Here is a 15063-nt window from a genome sequence, read left to right as displayed (position 1 = left end):
ATTAAAAACCATGCTGGAATTTTCTCCCCAGGACCCGTCCGGGCTATCCGGAAAAATCTGCCTGTGCGGCATTGGAGCCGCAGGCGCCAAGGTGATGGAGGAAGTTCTGCTGCTGGCTCCGCAGGCGGTTTCCGTGTGCGCCATGAATCTGGATGCCCGTTTGCTGAACGCCTCCGCCGTTCCGTGCAAGGTCCATCTGGGAGCCAGGCTTACCCGGGGGCTCGGCTCCGGCGGGGATGCCTCCGTGGGGGCACAGGCCGCCTGTGAAAGTGAATCCTCCATCCTCCGGGCTCTGGAAGGCAGTGCGCTGACCGTCCTCGCCGCCGGGCTGGGAGGCGGAACAGGCTCCGGCGTGGCGCCGGAGGTGGCGCGGCTGGCCAAGGAGCAGGGCTCCTACGTCGTCAGCGTCGTCATCCGCCCCTTCCGGTTTGAAGGAGACCGACGCGCCGCCCAGGCGGACGAGGCGCTGTCCCGGCTGGCCCTGTATTCCGACATGGTGCTGCGGTTTGACAATGACGCCATGGAAAGCCTGATTGATCCCGACAAGGGAGTGTTGGAAGCCTTTTCCGTGGTCAATGCCCTCATTGCCCGCGCCGTGCTCATCGTGCCCTCCCTTCTCAACTCTTCCGGAAGCCTGCTCCGCGTGGGGCTGGATGACCTGCTCCGCGTGGCCGGAACAGGGAAGGGAATTTGCTCCTTCGGCGTAGGGGAAGCGTCCGCGGACGTTTCCACGGCGGACATGCTGGACCAGGTCCGGCACTCTCCCCTTTTCCTGGAAAAACGGCTGGGGGAAGTGGACGACGTTCTGGTGCTGGTGCGCGGCGGCAATTCCCTGACCCTGAAACGCCTGGAAGCGCTGGCTGGCGGAGTGGCGGAAATCCTGGGGAGCGGCGTGCGCCTCCATATCGGCGCTTCCGTGGCGGAACAGCCGGAAGACCGCCTGTCCCTGACCGTGCTGGGCGTTGTGCCCGTGAATGAACCGGAAATTTCTCCTGCACCCGTTTTCCGTAGGGAACCGGAGCTCCAGACAGTTCTTGTGCCGGAGGAAGAACCCTTCATCGGGGATGGGAAAACCATCATTCAGCCTGTGGCTCCCGCCGTGGTTCCCGAACCGGAACGGCGTCCGGAGCCGGAACCTCCCGTTTCCATTCCCTCCGTCAGAAGGGATGACCATGAACTGGAAGAGGAACTGGTGCCTGTAAGGCCTGTTCCCTCCGTGCCGGACGTGGAGGAAACGTTCCCGGAACCCGCGCCTGCGGCGCAGGAACCCGGAGCGGATGCGGAACAGGAATTGGACCCGGTTCCCGACATCAAGGAACTGGAAGAAGGAACTCCCCCGGAAGAAGGAGAGGAAGAGCGCGCGGGACACGGACTCTTTGCCCATGTACGCCCCCTCATTCTGGACGGGGAAGACCTGGACCTGCCCCCGGCGCTGCGGAAGAAGAAACCGGATCCGAGCTGATGCCGTCTCCCCGTACGTCCAGGGTATGGTTTTGGGCGCTGGTTGCAGCCGCCCTGCTGTATGTGGCGTTGCTTAGCTGGTGGAGCCCCTTCACCTCAGACACGTACCATCACGCTCTGACGGGCATGGAACACCGTTTCTCCCTCAGCCTGGTCTGGGAACGCTGCGTGGCCTCCTACATGAGCTGGAACCCCAGAATCGGGGAATACCTGGCCTTTGCCGTGGCGACGGCGGGCAAATGGCTCTTCATTCTGCTCAACCCCTTTGTACAGGTCTGCCTCGCGCTGATGATGTTCTATCTGGCCTCCGGGCGCAGGGTAGACCCCCGTTCCTGGCCGGACGTGCGACTCTTCGGATTGGCGCTTCTCCTGCTCTTCACCTGTACGGCCCGGCCCGGCGTCACGATTTACTGGCTCTCCGGCGCTACCAACTATTCCTGGGGAGCCGCCCTCTGGCTCGGTTTCCTGTGCCTGTACCGGGGATTGCTGGAAAATCGGGAAAACGGGGAAAAAGGAAAGCCTGCTAAAAAGGGTTTCGGGCAGTGGGCTGGCGTAGTGGTACTGGGATTGTTGGCAGGCATGACTAATGAAAACAACATTCCGGGAACCTGGCTTCTGCTGGGAGCCTTGTTTGTCTTCGTCCGCCTGGTCCGGAAGGAAAAACTTCCCTTGTGGTTTTATGCGGGCGTTGCGGCGCAGGTAGCAGGTTCTCTGTGCATGTTGCTTGCGCCCGGCCTCTCTGCGCGGATGCACTCCGCCACTCCCGGCTGCGCGGAACCCCTCTCCGGCGTTTGGGACAGATGGGAAGCGGTCCCCGCGCTCCTGCTCCGGATGCATGAATACCTGGTCCTTCCCCTGCTGTTGGGTGCGGTGGCTGCCTGGATGCTGTGGAGAAGCTTCCGCAGGAACCGGAATGCCTTCCGGCCATGGAAAATTTTCATCGGAACAGCGGCAGCATACATTCTGACGGCGTATGCCATGGCTCTTTCCTTTGCCGCCGCCGTCGTTCCGGCGGACCATGCCATGTTCTCCGCCACCCTGCTGTTCGGCATTGGCGTTTTGGCTCTTCTCCGTGTGTGGTACGGCATTCCCGCCGCGGAGCCCCGTCCGCGGATGACTGTGGCTGTTTTTCTGGCGCTGTCCGGAATATGCGTTCTTTCCACCCTTCACGATCACCTGCTTCTGTTCCGGCAGCATGAAAAGCGCGTCCGCCTGATTCTGGAACAGAAAAAGGCCGGTTTTCGGGAAATTGTGGTTCCTCCCCTCGTTCCACCCTCCCCGTGGTGCTCCTTCATCTTCTGGGTGGACCTGTCGCAAAACCCGGAAGACTACGTCAACCGGGGCGCGGCTGTGTATTATGGAGTTAGGAAAATTTTTATTGAAAAATTAGAAAATTAAATAATAATAAAGAATATGAAATATTTTCTTGGTTCATCAGCAATTCAAAAATTGTGGGAATATGGGATGATATTTCTGCTGTGCGTGCTCTGTATCAATGTTCCTCTTCATGCAGAAGATGAGGAGGAATGCTGGAATGATTCTTTGTTGAAGATTATAACAAAAACAGAACAGCCTTCTGCGGAATTCGTCCTGAATATTCACCGGGATGAAGAAAAGGCTTATGAAAGAAAAGAGGTCGGAATTGGAGAAAGATTCAAGTTGATATTATCAGGCAAGCTTGTCGAGGGGCAAAATGCCCAGAACGTAAAAAATATTAAGTGGCACCTTCTAAGTGGCCAAGAGTATTTGAAAGAATGGCCAAAAAATACTGATGGAAGGTCAACCTTGAATGTAGAAGCAAAAAAAGAATTTCTGAAAGATTCATTAGATGAAAAAGGGAAAAAGAAAGACGGTAAGGTTGTGATTCAGGCAGAATTAAATGGGAAAAGGACAAAAAAGTTGGAGATAGAGGTTCTCTTTCCTGAAAAAATGTGGAGCAAGCATGCCCAAGGAGGAGTTCCTGCCTCTTTTCAGGATGAGTTGACGATGGGAGCTTCCATGTTATTAGAATTAAGATTGGAGCCATTGAAGGTGAGCTTTGTTGAAATAGATGTGATTGAAAGGGACTTGGGCTCTTTCAAGGATCAAGGAAGTATAAGTGAAAGCATAGATCCAAGGCATACGCCTGCAACAGGCTGTGATGCGAAAATAGATGTTTTGCCCGGCAATAAATTTTGGGATAGAGCTACATCAAGTGTGGATGTCCGTTTTGTAATAGAGATTAATGGAGTTCCTCCTCTGCATAAGTTGCCTCAAAAGTGGCATTGGGCATGTCAATGGAGAGTTCATTATGGAGGAGGAGGATTGGACAGTAAAAATAAGGACGGTGCAGTAATCGTAGAAGAAAATCAATGTTTTGTATTTGAAAAATTAGCTCTTGCTAATGGGCATTCTTATCTAAATTCTTCTATAAAGAAATTTGGCTGTTTTGTAACAAGGAATACATTGAATTTGAGATATTTTTTTGGTCCTGAAAATAAAAAATAACAGAATGAAAAATTATTTAAGCATCATAGGTATTTTTCTCCTCGCGTCTGTCATGAATGTTAATGCAGCGCAAGTGATAATAATTAAAGCTCCGGATGTTATCCCTATTTTCAAGGAGGAACCGGAATTGGTCCAGGGATGGGCGCAGTTGCTGAGAGATGGAAAATTGAAGGAATTTTATCAGAAGGTCCATAAGTCTCAGGAATTTATTGAGAAAATGGATTGGGATGAATTGAAAGAAGGAGATCTCAATAAATTTTTATGGATATGTTATTATGTCGCCAAAGCTCCTGCTTTTCAGGTCGATTATGATGAAAATACAGATTCTACCAACCATGAAGGTTTGGATTACAGAGAAAGAGACAATTTGGCTGGTGAAGTGGTAAGAATGTGCTGGAGCCTGCCGGAAATTGTTTCTCAGCATGACCTGAAAAGAAAAGAACTGGCAGAATTATTATCTTTGTATACTGCTGCAATGACCAAAACTGTACGTGATGATTATGATGAAAAGCTATCTGAGAAACATGCAAAGATGGCTGGAGAATATGAAAAAATAGTACAGAAACGGTTAAAAGAGTATGCAGAGAAGCATAGGGGAGATGGAGTTTGGGGTTCTGGTGATATTGAAAAAAAGCGTATATATTATTATAATAAAATAGCTTCCAATGAAGTTAGAAATTATTCAGCTTCCCATTATCTCAAAAATTCACTTGAGCCGGCATTAATGAAAATTTTATTGAAATGTTTTCCGGGCGATAAAAATGAGGTGGAAAAATATCTTAAACTGGCAGGATATGAAGGAAAGGCGATGGACGAATTGATCAATCGAACTGTAGGGAGGGATGCAAGCACTAAATTCCTATACAAGGGTGATCGAGGACGCAGATATGAACAGGCGCTCCGGCAACAGACTGGAAAGAAGAAATAAATTATAGTTATTTTTGAAAAGAAAACTATGAGTTTTGCTAATGAGTAGTGAATAGGCAAAGATCATAGTGGTTTCCTAAGAGATCAGGGCAGAATATAAGGATGGAGGAACGGTGACAAAGAGGTTTCCGGAAGGTGCGACCACCGTTATAGGAGCTTCCGCTATGTCAAAATTATTGAGAGGGACAAAAGGGAGGAGCCTTCCGATACGGATTTCGACTCAGGTTATTCCAAGAATGGTGCGAATGAAGTCATAGAAGTATTTGCAACGAATCAATTGTAGGATAATGTCACGGGGGGGGGGATTTTTGCCGTCGACTTGGAACATTCCCATTTCCCCAAGCGTGGGACTGGGTGTGTTCCTGGTGTGCATCCATGATGGGAGGAGGGAGAGGACTCGGAAAGCCTTGATGGCCACGAGATCGTGAAAGCGCGATGCCATTTTTGTTTTGCGGATTTTTAAAGGCGGGAAATTTGAGGACCACAGTGGTACCATATCGTGATGATTACCAAATTTGGCTGCTGTGTGGCAACATGGATTATGAATTGAAGACCAGAGTGGTGAGGCGAATGAACGGTTTAGCCTTGGATATATCTGGAATTGTCACTCGATGCCGTGTGAAAAGAAGTGATTTGACCGGGATATGGAGCGACTGTGTTAGAAACATTCCGGGAGCGGTATGATCCGGAATTGAACCGGGAACAGGAGCCTTGGGCTCTCTACTGCAATAATAAGTTGATGAGCAATGAAAAAAGAAACGACAGTTGCAAGTACGAATTGGAAAAGAGGTTGGAGCCTGCGTTTGTGGAGATGCTGGTTCACTTTTATCCGGGCCAGGCCGGAGAAGAGGTCAAGTATCTTAAAAAGGCCGGATACGCTGATTAGGAAATCGGAAGCCTGATTGATGACCGTGCTGCCGGGCGTGATGGCGGAACGGAATTTTTATATAAGGGAGGCCGCGGACACCAGCACGATAGAAAGTTGGAGCCTCACGGTTCCGGGCGTTTGGAATAATACGCGGGAACATGAACTATCCGGAAAAGAGGAAGGCTTCTATTTCTTTGCGTGGACAGGAGCGTCTTCAGGCTTGCCCGGAAAGCGTGGCGGACTCCAGTTTGTTCCGGGATGGAAAGAAAAATATGGGTAGGAAGTTATTCAATTCATCGGAATCGCGTAAGAGTGCAGTTTTTTGAATTCGCTTCCTTGCGGGCCTTGGTCCGTGATGCCGTTGTTGGGGGCGGCATAGGTGTCCAGAGTCATGGAGTCCGGGTAGATGTTCAGGATGTAGTAGGCCGTGATGCCGGAGCGGTATTGCAGGGTTTTTACGCGGGATTTTGCGGGCAGAAGGAAGGGGATGGGCAGCACCTTGTTGCCCGCGGGGGCGCAGATGAGGGAGGTGAGGGTGTTTTTCCCGTCCGGGGATGTAATCATGTACAGGTCGTGGGCATGCAGGTGCCCGGTGACGACGAACCGAACGCCGGCGTCCCGGAGGTTACGGTAAAAGATGTTCTGCTGTTCCGCCGCGCTGTCGTTGTAGCGGCCCCACAGGCATTCCCGGAATTGCATGGGAGTTTGCAGGGTGCGGTGGGTGAAAATTAGGCAATGGCGCGGAACGGTGTTGGCCTTGCTCCTGTTGCGTTTGACCCACGCGCTGAAGTCTACGAGCTGGTCCGGGGTCAGGTCAATGTCCATGAAGTACAGGGAGGCGTTTTTATGGCGGATGCCGTAGTTCAGTTTTCTGGTGGCCAGCCCTTTGGCGCCCTGTTTCCGGGTAGGCAGGAAGAGTTCCCTGAATTGTTCCGCGCGGAAGGGCAGCGATTCATGGTTGCCGCGCACGGCGTAGAAGGGGATGCCTTTTTCCTCCAGCATCTTGTTGAGTTCCTTGCGCTTGGCGAGTCCGTTGACGGGGGCGCTTCCTTCAATGTCCGCCATGTCCCCCACCTGGACGACCATGTCCACCTGGTGCTTCAGGATTTCCCCATAGAGGGTTTTGATGAAATTGACGGCTACCCCTTCGCTTCCTTCCATGCGTTTGGGGGAGTCATGCGTGTCGCCGATGATGGCGATTCTCCACGGAGCGGGTTCCTCCGCGTGCACCGCTTGAAACAGAAAGATGAGAAATAGCGCAAGATATTTCATGGCACCCCGTTTTTACCGCCCGCCTGCTTTCCAGGCCAGAAAATTATGCATGCGCCGGAAGAAGGCCGGACGGGTGCTTCTCTTTTTCCTTTTAAAGGTGGCAGTTCGGGGCTGGTCGGAAAAGCTCCACAGCAGTTAGAATCATGAGAGGGATACTCTTTTTCACTGGAGAAACAGGTCCTTTGACGGATTTTATTGGCGGAGGAATGAGCCATTGTGAAGACTGGCTTGCCGGGCCTCCGGAAGGTTTTACCTTCTTTTCAGTGAAGAGGCGTTTTTCTATTCCGGTTGCCGCTGCCCGGAGGGGAGGGCCGTCATCCCCTTGCAGGGAATGCGCTTCCGTTTTTTCCCATCAGTGGGAAACGGAGTTGGAAAAGATATTGATTACCAATACTCCGGCAATGATGAGCGCCAGACCTGAAATCGCCGCCAAGTCCAGGTGCTGCTTGAATGCCACCCACCCGATGGCGGAGATCAGCACAATGCCCATTCCCGACCAGATGGCATACGCAATGCCCACAGGGATGTTTTTCAGCACCAGGCTGAGGCAGTAGAAGGAGCCTGCATATCCGGCTACGGTTATGATGGTGGGCAGGAGCCTGGTAAATTGTTCGCTCTGCTTCAGGAAAGAGGTGGCGATTGTTTCCAGAACAATCGCCAGCAACAGGATAAGATATGCTTTCATGGATTCGTTCCTGATAAGGCATCGCGCCGGGAACTGCCAATGATTATGGGCATCGTGAAGATTTGAGAGAGTAAAAGCCAGGCATTTGAGAAGTCAATGCCCGGCTTTTGATGGAGCGGATGGCTTCGGCCGGAGGCTGCTGTCAATGGACTTGCAGGGCTTTGGCCTGTTCTTCCGTGAGTTCCACGCAGTGCCAGGGAAGGCCGCGCTTGTTGAGTTCGTCCATGAAGGGGTCCGGATCGTTCTGCTCCATGTTGAAGACGCCAGCGCCGGACCATTTGCCCGTAAGGATCATTTCCGCGCCGATCATGGCCGGAACCCCCGTGGTGTAGGAGATGGCCTGGGATCCAACTTCTTCAAAGCATTTTTCATGGTCGCAGATGTTGTAGATGTACACGGCCTTGAATTGGCCGTCCTTGGTTCCGGTGATGACGTTGCCGATGCAGGTTTTTCCTTTCGTGGTCTTGCCCAGGTCCCCCGGGTCCGGCAGCACAGCCTTGAGGAATTGAAGCGGAATGATTTCCACTCCATTGTACATGACCGGGTCAATCCGGGTCATGCCCACGTTCTGGAGCACTTCCAGGTGCTTGAGGTAGTTCGGGGAGAAGGACATCCAGAATTGGGCCCGGCGGATGGTGGGGATGTGCTTGACCAGGCTTTCCATTTCTTCATGGTACATGCGGTAGATTTCATAGGTGCCCACTTCCTGCGGGCAGGTGAAGCTCCGGTGCATGCTCATGGGGGCGGTTTCCCGGAAGGCGCCGTCTTCCCAGTGGCGGCAGGGGGCAGTCACTTCCCGGATGTTGATTTCCGGGTTGAAGTTGGTGGCGAAGGCCTTGCCGTGATTGCCGCCGTTGACGTCAATGATGTCCAGCGTATGGATTTCGTCAAAGTGGTGCTTGAGCGCCCATGCCGTGAAGACGTTGGTGACGCCGGGGTCAAAGCCGGAGCCCAGCAGGGCAAAGAGTCCGGCCTTGCGGAATTTGTCCTGGTACGCCCATTGCCAGGAGTATTCGAATTTGGCTACGTCCCGGGGTTCATAGTTGGCGGTGTCCAGGTAATTGACGCCGGTTTCCAGGCAGGCGTCCATCAGGTTCAAATCCTGGTAGGGAAGGGCCACGTTGATCAGCAGCTGCGGCTTGACTTCCCGGATGAGGGCCACGGTGGCGGGCACGTCGTCCGCGTTCACGGCGTGGGTGGTGATATTGACGTCCGTTCTGGCGCGTACATCGTCCGCAATGGCGTCACATTTGCTTTTCGTGCGGGAGGCCAGATGAATGTTTTGAAAGATGTCCGGCAGTTGGGCGCATTTGTTGGCTACCACATGTCCGACGCCGCCTGCTCCAATGATTAAAACCGTGTTCATGATATGCCCAGTACATAAGTGAAAACAGTTTGAAAGGCAACCCCGGATTTGGTGCAATAATGACACTGCCTTCCCACGGTCCAAATGGCCGTTCCCGTCGGCTGCCGGACGGCGTTTTCCTTGCGGAAGGCGCGGCCTTTTGGAAATTTTCCAAAAATGATTGAACAAGAGATTGACGCTGGATGTCGGACTCTTCAATATTGAACTGTAGATATGATTAGACAAATTCTGCCAATAGTTGTTGCCGCCTGCGTCGCTCCCTGTTTTGCCGCGGAAGGATGGATTACCGATATGGATGCCGCCAAGAAGCAGGCCGCCGAACAGAAGAAGGACCTCATGATCGAGTTCACCGGTTCCGACTGGTGCCCGCCCTGCATGCAGCTCCGCGCCAACGTGTTCAGCAAGCCTGATTTCCAGAAGGACGCCCAGAAGAATTTCGTGCTCGTGGAGCTGGATTATCCGCGCGGCAAGGAACAGTCCAAGGAAATGAAAGCCGCCAATGACAAGCTTGCCCAGCAGTACGGCGTGCAGGGGTTCCCGACGATCGTATTTGCGGACGCTTCCGGCAAGCCCTTCGGGGGATTTGTGGGCGGCCGTTCCAAGGATGACGTGATGAAGGCCATGCAGGACGCCTTGAAGAACAAGGAAGCCCTGAACGCCGCTGAGGCAAATGTAGCCAAGGCCACCACGGATGAAGCGAAGGTTGCCGCCCTGATGGAAGTGCTCAAGCTGGCTCCCCAGGAGTATGTGGACAATTTTTACGGCGACGTGAAGGCGGAAATCAAGAAGCTGGACAAGGATGACAAGTCCGGCTTGAAAGCCGCTGACGCGCACGCCGACCAGCTTAAGAAGGAACAGAAGGACGTCCAGGATTATCTTGCCGGCAAGCTGACGGACAAGACCACGCCTGCGGAAGCTCTCCAGGTGGTCAAGGCTTATCCCGACCGTGACAAGCTTCTGCCGGAAACCCAGCAGGATTTGCTGATGATGGAGTTCGGGACCTACCTGAATTCCACTGGTGACGTAGACGGTGCCGTGCTGATTCTGGACAAGGTGGCCGAATTGATGCCGGGTACGGAAGCCGGGCAGCGTGCTCCCCGCATCAAGGCCGGCATTCTTGCCAACAAGGACCAGATCAAAACTCAGATTGAAGCAGCCAAGAAAGCCCAGAGCAAGTAAGTAAAAGCTCCCTTTCCTTGATCCCCTGATTTTGGAAAACGGCCCCGCAGCGGTTCATGCCGCTGCGGGGCTTTTCTTTTTTTCGCCATGAGCTGCTCGCTTAAGCGGCTTCCGTTGAGAGGGTGCCCGTCAGTTCCCGCCGGGTGCAGCCTGCCTTGAAGGCGTCTGTTCCTCTTTTACACGCGGCTGCGGAGAAGGGAGCATCGCGCCGCGCCGCTCTTTCCGCCAAGCCCGGTTATGGAAGAGAAAGGAATCCTGTGGAGCATGCATGCCTGTTTTGCGGAATAAAAAAACCGGCCCCGGCATGATGCCGGGCCGGCTGGCTGCATGCTCTCTCCGTGGGAGAAAAAGGGCGTTATTGAAGCTTGATGACGGTGTCCAGGCTGTCCCAGGCCACGCCTGCGGGCAGCGTGATTTTGTATTGGGCTCCTTCCTTTTCAAGCTTGGCGGCTTTTCCGTTTCCACTGCCGTTCACGATGACGGTCGCTTTTGTGAATTTCTCGCCGATGTCCTTGATGAAGAGAGGTTCGGAGCCTTTCAGCTCTTTTCCTTGTTGAGCAATCAGCGGGCTGACATGCAGGTAGACGGTTTTTTTGCCGCGCCGGTCCGTCTTGTAGCAGCTGCCGCCCCAGGGCTGGTCCTTGTAGGGACCTCCGCGGGTGTTGTAAATGGCTTCCCGGTAGGGGGCGATCCACTTGCCCATGGCCAGGAAGGTTTCAGCCTGTTTCGGGTCGAACGTGCCCAGCGGCGTGGGTCCGATGTTGTAAAGCAGGTTGCCGTCCTTGACGGTGTTGTTGATCAGGAATTTGATGGAGGTTTCCACGGGCTTGGCCTTCGCCTTGGAGGTGTAGGACCAGTTGCCCGTCCAGCGGGTGCCGGGGATGTCCGCCACGGTCATGCAGCTTTCCCAGGGCGTTTTGTCGTTGAACGGCCCCAGCTTGCATTCCGGCGTCAGGAAATCTCCTTTCAGGTCGTCGGGCAGCGGACCTTTGTTGCCTCCGCGGGTGCCGTTCATGCGGTTGTTGACCAGAATGTCCGGCTGGTATTGCTTGATGCGGCGCATCATGGTGCGGGGATCCCACTGGTTGAGGGAGCTGTTGCCCAGGCTGTCGAACCACAGCACGTCCACCTGCCCGTAGCGGGTGAGCAGTTCACTGATCTGGCCGAAGTAGTATTCCAGGTAGCGGTAGTGCTGGTCGGTCAGGTAGTAGGGGTTGTACCAGTCCCGCCCGGAATAGTAGAAGCCCAGCCTGAGCCCTGCCGCATGGACCGCCGCCGCGAATTGCCCCACGATATCCTTGCCGTAGGGGGTATTGGCGATGGTGAAGGTGTCGTAGTCGGAGGGGAAGTTGGAGAAGCTGTCGTGGTGCTTGGTGGTCAGCACGGCATATTTCATGCCGCTTTTTTTGGCGACGGACATCCACTTCCGGGGATCGTATTGTTTGGGATTGAAGCGGCGGTGGGCGGAGTCATATTCAAAGTCCATGATGTTTTTATGGCCGCTTGCGCTGTCCTTGGGGCGCGCCGCATTGCGTTCCCAGCTGATTTCCCGTTCCAGCAGGGAAGAGGGGTTCCAGTGGACAAAGAGGCCGAATTTGGCGTCCCGGAACCATTTTAACTGTTCGTCACTGGCCTTGAAGTCGAAGAGCCTGTTGACGGCTTCATTGATCAGGTCGCGGTCCGCGACAGGGGAAAAGACGTTTTTTTCAGGGGAAAGAACCACCAGGCCTTCCGCCATGGGCTGCATGCGGAAGTTCGGGAGGGGAGCCTTTTCCTTGTCTCCCATCCAGAGGTTGAGTTTCAGCGCCCTGGCCACGTTCCCTATTTCGTAGGCCTTCTGGCCGCCCGCTTCCTCCATGATTTCGTCCGGCAGCTCCTTCTTGAAAACGGCCTGCACAAAGGGGTGGTTTACATAGATTTTCCCGTTTTCCCGGAAGGGCCTGATGTCTTCCGGCAGGGCTATCCGTTCGTTGGCCGCCATCGCGTAGGGGGCGCCGTGGAGTTTGTCCGTGTCCACGGTGAAATAAACGGCGTCCTTGAGCTTTTCAGACAGCTCCTTCTGGAGTGCGTCCACGTTTTCCTGATAGCTTTTTCCGGGGTCAAAACGGTTGTTGATGCTTTCCGCCTGCTTTTCCGTAATGACCGGGCCTATCCACGGGCTGGCAATCGCATCCTTCGTGCCGCCGCCCACGATGATCCGGAAATATTTTCCGGCGTCCTTGTCCGTCAGGGTATAGGATTCCGCGTCCTTTCCCTGCTGCACCAGCACGGGCTTTCCGGTCCGGGAATCCGCTTTTTCCCATTGGATGACAGGGCTGGCGGGTTCGTCCTCAGGAGTGCTGTAGCGGCTCTCCAGCGTGGTTCCGACCACTTCCTCCCCGTTAATGTAGGCTCTGAGCCACGGAGCTACGGGCTCTCCCCAGGCCGGAGTGAGGAGCATCCCCCCAAATGCGGTCAGAAGACAGAAGGCATGGTTTTTGAGTTTAAACATGGGGGAAAAATTAAGGGAGGAACAGTTGGGAAAACAGGATAAAAGAGACTGTTTCAGAAAAGACCAGTGGAGGCGGTTTCCGGGATTTCCTTCCGGTAGAATCCTGTGGGGGATGGGAAGGCGGCCCGTCATGCATCTGAGGCGGGGGAGGACAGGCGGCGTGTTTGCCCAGGCTTCCCGGCGCGCAAGCGTCTCTTTTGGACTGTTTTTGTGAAGATATCCTGCGGCGGCCGGTTTTTCCCTCGGGAAGTGTTTCGTGCCCGTTGTTGGTTTGGTTCAGGAGAGGAACCGCCCCCCTGCCGGGAAAGGAATGTCCACAGTACGGGCCGGCCGTGGACGGAGCGGCATGATGCCCGGCAGTGGCGGAGGGAGGGATTTCCGGGAAGATTACGTGGGCCGCGGCGCGGCGGTTGTATTTCTTGAGGTGAAGCCTTGCGCGGGGGAAGGAAACCTGACAGAATCCCGCCATGCGCCTGTTCATGATGTTCTGTGTGATGCTGCTGCTCGCCGGATGCGATACGCGTACCAGCGTGGAACGGGCGCAGGAGGAAGGAGTGCTGATCGTGGGCAATAATGCGGAACCGCAGAGTTTTGATCCGCATATTGCCACTTCCGTTTCCGATTTCAAGATTATCAATGCCGTGATGGAAGGGCTGCTGCGCGGTGATTCCAGGGATGACGCCGCTTTTCATCCAGCCGTGGCGGAGTCCTGGACGCATAATCCGGAGGCGGACAAGTGGCGGTTTTCTCTGCGGAAGGACGCCGTGTGGAGCGACGGCGTTCCGGTGACGGCCCATGATTTCGTTTATGCCTACCACCGCCTGCTTCATCCGGAGTTTGGCGGGAGGTACGCGGACATGCTTTATCCGCTGAAGAATGCGGAGGCTTACAACCGGAACAGGCGCAGCCTGCTTCTGTGCGGCCCCGGTTCCCGGCTGGCCGGGGAAGCGGGTCTGGATGGAGAGGCTCTGGCACGGGTGGATTGGGAGAGGCTGGACGGCATGGGCGCCCGGGAGCTGGAGGCGCTGCGGAAGGATATTTCCCGGATGGAGTGGCCGGACGGAATGCCGGAGGAAGGCGCGCGGAGAATCGCGGCCCGGATGCTGGAGGATGTCCGGGCCGGAAGACCGGATTTGTGGGAGGAGGCCCGTGTGGGCGTACGCGCCGCGGACGATCATACCCTGGAGCTGGAAATGCGTTCTCCGATGCCCCAGCTTCCCCTGCTGCTGCTTCATTGCACCTGGTTTCCGGTTCCCCGCCATGCGGTGGAAGCCCACGGCGGCATGCTGGACAGGACGGGGGGCTGGACGCGGCCCGGCAAGGCTGTGGGGAATGGTCCTTTTCTGATGGCGGAGCACCGTTTCAATGATTATGTGGAGGTGCGGCGCAATCCCCGCTACCGGAACGCCTCCTCCGTCCGGCTGAACGGGGTCCGTTTTCTACCCACCGTGAACGGCTTTACGGAAACCCGCATGTTTTTCAACGGCAAGCTCCATGTCACCAATAACGTTCCCCCGGAGATGACGGCGTACGCGCGGGAGCGCGGCGGCGGTGATTTCTGCCAGGATGATTATTACGTGACTATTTTTTACCGGCTGAATACGTCGCGCGCGCCGCTGGATGACGCCCGCGTCAGGCGTGCCCTTTCCCTGGCCGTGGACCGGGAGACCCTGGTGCGTGACGTGGTGTGCGGGGGCGGCCAGCCGTGCTTCGGCTTTACGCCGGACGGCGCAGGCTACAAGACGCCGCACGGGGTGGAGTTCAATCCGGAGAAGGCGCGCGCCCTGCTGGCGCAGGCGGGTTTCCCCGGCGGGAAGGGGTTTCCGCGGCTGGAGTTGATGACCACGTCCAGGGAGGTGCAGAAGACGATGGCGGAAGCCATCCAGGGCATGTGGAAGAAGCACCTGGGCGTTCACGTGGATATCCGTTCCTGTGAATGGACGGCCTACAAGTTCGCGCAGAATTCCATGCAGTATGATTTCAGTTCCTCCTCCTGGTCCGGTGATTATCTGGACCCGTCCAGTTTTCTGGATTTGTGGAGCTCCGCCTCCGGGAACAACAACACGGGCTGGTCCCGCCCGGAGTATGAGCGCCTGCTGGCGGAGAGCCGCGCCACGGGAGACCAGGAGAAGCGCATGGCCCTGCTGGCCCGTGCGGAAGCGCTGATGCTTTCGGAGTCTCCGGTGATTCCCCTGTACTGGGCCAGGCGGTCCTATTTGAAGAGGCCGGAGGTGCGGGGATGGCATCCCCTGCTGCTGGACAACCATTTGTTTGAAGACATCAGCCTGGGCGCGCCCAGGGAGCAGGGGAAGGAGGCCGCGCCTTGA

Annotated in this window: 11 protein-coding genes; 7 read left to right on the top strand and 4 right to left on the bottom strand. The window is 55.2% G+C overall.

The features are described 5' to 3' along the window. Window positions 1-10 precede the first annotated feature (10 nt). From J5W70_RS00935 to J5W70_RS00915, 5 genes are all read left to right on the top strand, one after another. Window positions 11-1462 (top strand): cell division protein FtsZ, encoded by a 1452-nt coding sequence (locus J5W70_RS00935; protein WP_022397515.1) that lies wholly within the window; start codon window positions 11-13, stop codon window positions 1460-1462. Then, complete coding sequence (locus tag J5W70_RS00930) at window positions 1462-2859, top strand: DUF6056 family protein (RefSeq protein WP_022397514.1); 1398 nt, start codon at window positions 1462-1464, stop codon at window positions 2857-2859. The genes J5W70_RS00935 and J5W70_RS00930 overlap by 1 nt, the downstream gene beginning before the upstream one ends. A 15-nt stretch (window positions 2860-2874) precedes the next feature. Beyond that, window positions 2875-3948, top strand: coding sequence for a hypothetical protein (locus J5W70_RS00925; RefSeq protein WP_022397513.1), 1074 nt, complete (start codon window positions 2875-2877; stop codon window positions 3946-3948). 4 nt (window positions 3949-3952) lie between these two features. Continuing rightward, window positions 3953-4876 carry a hypothetical protein gene (locus J5W70_RS00920; RefSeq protein WP_102731463.1) on the top strand — a complete coding sequence of 308 codons (924 nt, stop codon included), beginning with the start codon at window positions 3953-3955 and terminating at the stop codon, window positions 4874-4876. Between the two features lie 654 nt (window positions 4877-5530). Next, window positions 5531-5761, top strand: a complete 231-nt coding sequence (locus J5W70_RS00915) for a hypothetical protein (protein ID WP_022397511.1) — start codon at window positions 5531-5533, stop codon at window positions 5759-5761. 270 nt (window positions 5762-6031) lie between these two features. Here J5W70_RS00915 and J5W70_RS00910 read toward each other — a convergent pair whose 3' ends face one another. From J5W70_RS00910 to J5W70_RS00900, 3 genes are all read right to left on the bottom strand, one after another. Beyond that, window positions 6032-7015 (bottom strand): metallophosphoesterase family protein, encoded by a 984-nt coding sequence (locus J5W70_RS00910; RefSeq protein ID WP_022397509.1) that lies wholly within the window; start codon window positions 7013-7015, stop codon window positions 6032-6034. Window positions 7016-7367: 352 nt separating this feature from the next. Further along, the gene (locus J5W70_RS00905; RefSeq protein WP_022397508.1) at window positions 7368-7700 is read right to left on the bottom strand and encodes a DMT family transporter; all 333 of its coding nucleotides are present in this window, start codon (window positions 7698-7700) and stop codon (window positions 7368-7370) included. A 142-nt stretch (window positions 7701-7842) separates the two neighbouring features. After that, window positions 7843-9066, bottom strand: a complete 1224-nt coding sequence (locus J5W70_RS00900; protein ID WP_022397507.1) for a saccharopine dehydrogenase family protein — start codon at window positions 9064-9066, stop codon at window positions 7843-7845. A 213-nt stretch (window positions 9067-9279) separates the two neighbouring features. On the opposite strand from J5W70_RS00900, the gene J5W70_RS00895 reads away from it, so the two are divergent. Continuing rightward, complete coding sequence (locus J5W70_RS00895) at window positions 9280-10245, top strand: thioredoxin family protein (RefSeq protein ID WP_022397506.1); 966 nt, start codon at window positions 9280-9282, stop codon at window positions 10243-10245. Window positions 10246-10600: 355 nt separating this feature from the next. Here the strand turns inward: J5W70_RS00895 and J5W70_RS00890 are convergent, their stop codons facing one another. Next, entirely contained in the window at window positions 10601-12736 is a 2136-nt protein-coding gene (locus J5W70_RS00890) for an alpha-L-fucosidase (protein WP_022397505.1), read from the bottom strand. A 467-nt stretch (window positions 12737-13203) separates the two neighbouring features. Here J5W70_RS00890 and J5W70_RS00885 point away from each other — a divergent pair, with 467 nt between their 5' ends. Further along, window positions 13204-15063: a peptide ABC transporter substrate-binding protein gene (locus tag J5W70_RS00885; protein WP_022397504.1), complete on the top strand. Its 1860-nt coding sequence runs from the start codon at window positions 13204-13206 to the stop codon at window positions 15061-15063.

It is taken from the genome of Akkermansia massiliensis (genome assembly GCF_018847375.1).
Lineage (GTDB): Bacteria > Verrucomicrobiota > Verrucomicrobiia > Verrucomicrobiales > Akkermansiaceae > Akkermansia > Akkermansia massiliensis.
The sequence above is the reverse complement of the archived record's forward strand: the minus strand, read 5'-3'. Positions and strand labels throughout refer to the sequence as shown.

What these genes read in the sequence shown, in the direction of transcription:
- J5W70_RS00910 (WP_022397509.1), bottom strand. Translation starts at nt 7,015, where the DNA reads ATGAAATATCTTGCGCTATTTCTCATCTTTCTGTTTCAAGCGGTGCAC.
- J5W70_RS00900 (WP_022397507.1), bottom strand. Translation starts at nt 9,066, where the DNA reads ATGAACACGGTTTTAATCATTGGAGCAGGCGGCGTCGGACATGTGGTA.
- J5W70_RS00920 (WP_102731463.1), top strand. Translation starts at nt 3,953, where the DNA reads ATGAAAAATTATTTAAGCATCATAGGTATTTTTCTCCTCGCGTCTGTC.
- J5W70_RS00905 (WP_022397508.1), bottom strand. Translation starts at nt 7,700, where the DNA reads ATGAAAGCATATCTTATCCTGTTGCTGGCGATTGTTCTGGAAACAATC.
- J5W70_RS00895 (WP_022397506.1), top strand. Translation starts at nt 9,280, where the DNA reads ATGATTAGACAAATTCTGCCAATAGTTGTTGCCGCCTGCGTCGCTCCC.
- J5W70_RS00890 (WP_022397505.1), bottom strand. Translation starts at nt 12,736, where the DNA reads ATGTTTAAACTCAAAAACCATGCCTTCTGTCTTCTGACCGCATTTGGG.
- J5W70_RS00935 (WP_022397515.1), top strand. Translation starts at nt 11, where the DNA reads ATGCTGGAATTTTCTCCCCAGGACCCGTCCGGGCTATCCGGAAAAATC.
- J5W70_RS00930 (WP_022397514.1), top strand. Translation starts at nt 1,462, where the DNA reads ATGCCGTCTCCCCGTACGTCCAGGGTATGGTTTTGGGCGCTGGTTGCA.
- J5W70_RS00885 (WP_022397504.1), top strand. Translation starts at nt 13,204, where the DNA reads ATGCGCCTGTTCATGATGTTCTGTGTGATGCTGCTGCTCGCCGGATGC.
- J5W70_RS00925 (WP_022397513.1), top strand. Translation starts at nt 2,875, where the DNA reads ATGAAATATTTTCTTGGTTCATCAGCAATTCAAAAATTGTGGGAATAT.